This is a genomic window from Cryptocyanus atlanticus LEGE 06306 (assembly GCF_056633155.1).
The window spans coordinates 1-2,831 of sequence record NZ_JBSJOZ010000034.1; the positions used below are offsets into that span (position 1 = coordinate 1).

The 2,831-nt window shown below is 54.1% G+C and carries 2 protein-coding genes; one reads left to right on the plus strand and one right to left on the minus strand.

Annotated features, from left to right (window positions below):
* The coding region (locus ACWJI7_RS14115) for a SpoIIAA family protein (protein ID WP_479938847.1) at window positions 1-1,095 on the plus strand (1,095 nt) is incomplete at its 5' end.
* A 444-nt stretch (window positions 1,096-1,539) separates the two neighbouring features.
* Here ACWJI7_RS14115 and ACWJI7_RS14120 read toward each other — a convergent pair.
* Window positions 1,540-2,130 (minus strand): hypothetical protein, encoded by a 591-nt coding sequence (locus ACWJI7_RS14120; RefSeq protein WP_479938848.1) that lies wholly within the window; start codon window positions 2,128-2,130, stop codon window positions 1,540-1,542.
* Between the last annotated feature and the right edge of the window lie 701 nt (window positions 2,131-2,831).

Consider the following 2,831-nt stretch of genomic DNA (forward strand, 5'->3'; position numbering starts at 1 on the left):
TGCCACTGGTTTCGGCATCACCCCGGGGCGAACTGCATCCCCCTGCTCACCTGCCAGCTGCACCAGGGCCTGATTGCCCACGGGGAACACCTCACCCGCCGCTGTCAGGGTTGGACCGAGGACCTGGTGCGCCAACGTGGTTGGGCCCCGGAAGGGGCAACATCCATCTCGGTGACCTCGGCACGTGGGATGGGGACAAATGCCACTGATCACTACAAATATGTTGAAACAACATACACGAACCCTCTGAGTATTAGTACTCATGGGTTGGCAATTCAATGTCTAGGTCGGACCACTGAGCATGGCTGTCTTGCCGTAGCCGCATATCGTATTGATGGCTACGGTTTTGGTGAGATCCTTAAGGACATACCCATGATCGAATGCATGAGCGGACTGCCGGAAGGCACACTCGGTTTTTCGTTCCAGGGCAAGATCACCGCGGACGATTACGACCACGTGCTCACTCCAGCTCTGGATGCTGCCCTTGAGCAGCATGACCGCCTCAAGCTGCTCGCTCAGCTTGGTCCCTCCTTCGAGGGATACGACCTGGGCGCCGCCTGGGCCGACGGCCGTGAGGCGTTGCGCCACTGGGATGGGTTCGAGCGTCTTGCATTGGTGTCTGATGTGGCCTGGGTGCGTACGGCCGTGGCGGCCTTCAGCTTGGTGATGCCCTGCCCCGTGAGGGTGTTCGCCAACGCGGACCTTGAGGATGCACGCCGTTGGTTATCGGAATCTCTTGGAACAATCCATTTGGAGCGTCACGACGATGTGATCCAGGTCCAGCTCATCGGCACGTTGGAGGCCAGTGTCTATGAACGGGCTGAAGCCAACATTGCTGCAGAAATACATGGGCTTGATGGCGTGAGGCTACTGCTGGATTTACGCCAATTCGATGGCTGGGCCGGCCTCGGTGCCTTGGGGCGTCACCTAGCCGTCATACGGGACTATCGCCGGACGATCCAACGGGTGGGGGTAGTAGGCAATAAAGCTTGGCAAGCCTTGGCAGAAAAGCTGGTTGGCAGATTCGTCGATGCTGAGACCCGTTTCTTTGAAGATGCTGACTATGCCCTTGCTGAAACATGGATACGAAGATGAACATGAATGATCATAGAGTAACCACCCTCTTAATTAGTCCAGCCCCCATGAGAGATAGTGAATTAATTAGGCTGATATCTATTGCTGGAGAACTATCAGGCGAGTACGTCCCCGGCGGGTTATGTTCAAATATAGATGTCATTCTAGATTCACTGCCTTTCAATTAGGATTATAGTTAGTGTCTTCTGTTTGCCGACTTGGGCTTCTCGCATCGGTTGCCATGGACGGGAGGATCAGGGTTCAATATCAATGTAGACATCATAGTGAGCTCTGTCTCCCAAGGAGCTGGAGGGCCTTACATGGCAGTACTTTCACGGGAAGCCGACTAGGCTGATTTCAGCGTCCACGCCGTTGCTGTAGGCATACAGGTTCACTTCCTCGACTTGACAGTGCACCCAGACTTTCCCCCAGAATGTTTTTATGGCAGCGCCATTCGCTTGACTATCAGACCGCATCTCGTCTGTCCCGAGACTCTGCGCAATGCGTTTGGAGAGACCCTGACAACTCGTAGTCCAGCGGGCAGTAGCAGCTGGAGGACTGCTTGACGATGTAGCTCATCACCCCCACCGGCTCTTCAATCGGCTTGACGTCGATTGTGCGGTCACGATCCAGGGCACGAATGGTCGTGCGGAAGTGACCGTTGAGTTCACGGCTCAGATCGAGAACGCTGTCGTACTGCGAAGGTGGTTGCGGGATCAGCAGGTGAGTGTGAAAGCGGCCGGCATCAGCGCTGCGCTCATGGCAGAAGCACATCGGCGGTGCCTGAGTCACCCTGGCGTGTTGGATGCGGTTGTAGCCCCACACACGCTTAAGCATGACGTTCTTGAAGTGTCTTGCCTCACGGGTCACGCTGGCGTAATCACGTTGCTGAGGGGACCAGTGCCAGGTGACGAGGTACTTGGGTCGGACCCCATGCCGCAGTTCGAGTACCAGGTGACGGAGCAGGGAGAAGGCCTCTGGTGTATAGCTCTTCCAGTGATATCTTAGTTCCTCAAGATGGCCGGGGGGAAGGCTGATGTGCTGAAGAACGTCCATGACGGCTGAGTATTCACGGGCAGCAGCTTTGGTGGGGGTGGGGGATGTGTACATGGCTGTTGAATGCGAGGGGGAATAGATGCGGTTGCTCGATGGAGTGAGCTGGCCCTGAGAGCACCGTGGATTTCTATTAAGTCCGTTGCTCATCTTCTTTCTTCAGCTCTTACTGTATTTATTGCTAGATATCATAATAGGGCTTATTCCTGGTTTGCACATTAGCTAGCAGGTTAAGCATTACAGTAACTATTTTATTATTTACCTTAATAGCTACTCTATTATTAGATAATAGAGTCTGCTGGATTAGTCTGACCTGTTGAGCATGACTATTGTGCCATCGCTAGCGTGCGTTGTGGGCCATGCCGTGCTAGAGCATGGGGCCCTTGGGAATCGAGCCTTTCCCGTCTGTGTAGATGCTATGTAACTAGCAGGCGTGATTCCTCGCGTCCGCTGGTTGATCTTCAGGAGGATGCGTCCATTCTGGCCAGCCCTCTTAACTGGTCAAAATTCTTGGACTTGATTGCGGGAATGAGTGCTGCAGTATCGCTTGAGTTGCGAGAGTTGGGATGTCGGTTGAGATTCAGGTGTTGGAGTGCTGCTCGGGTTGCTTTAGGGTACGTTTCGGTTTAGGTATTTAGAAGATTTAGATGTGCTTTGTCGCGTGGGGCGGTGTCTGCACATCTCCAGAATATAGCAGGTCGGAT

Bases quoted from the DNA above. Each gene is read 5' to 3' on its own strand.
- ACWJI7_RS14120 (WP_479938848.1), bottom strand. From the start codon at position 2,130: ATGGACGTTCTTCAGCACATCAGCCTTCCCCCCGGCCATCTTGAGGAA.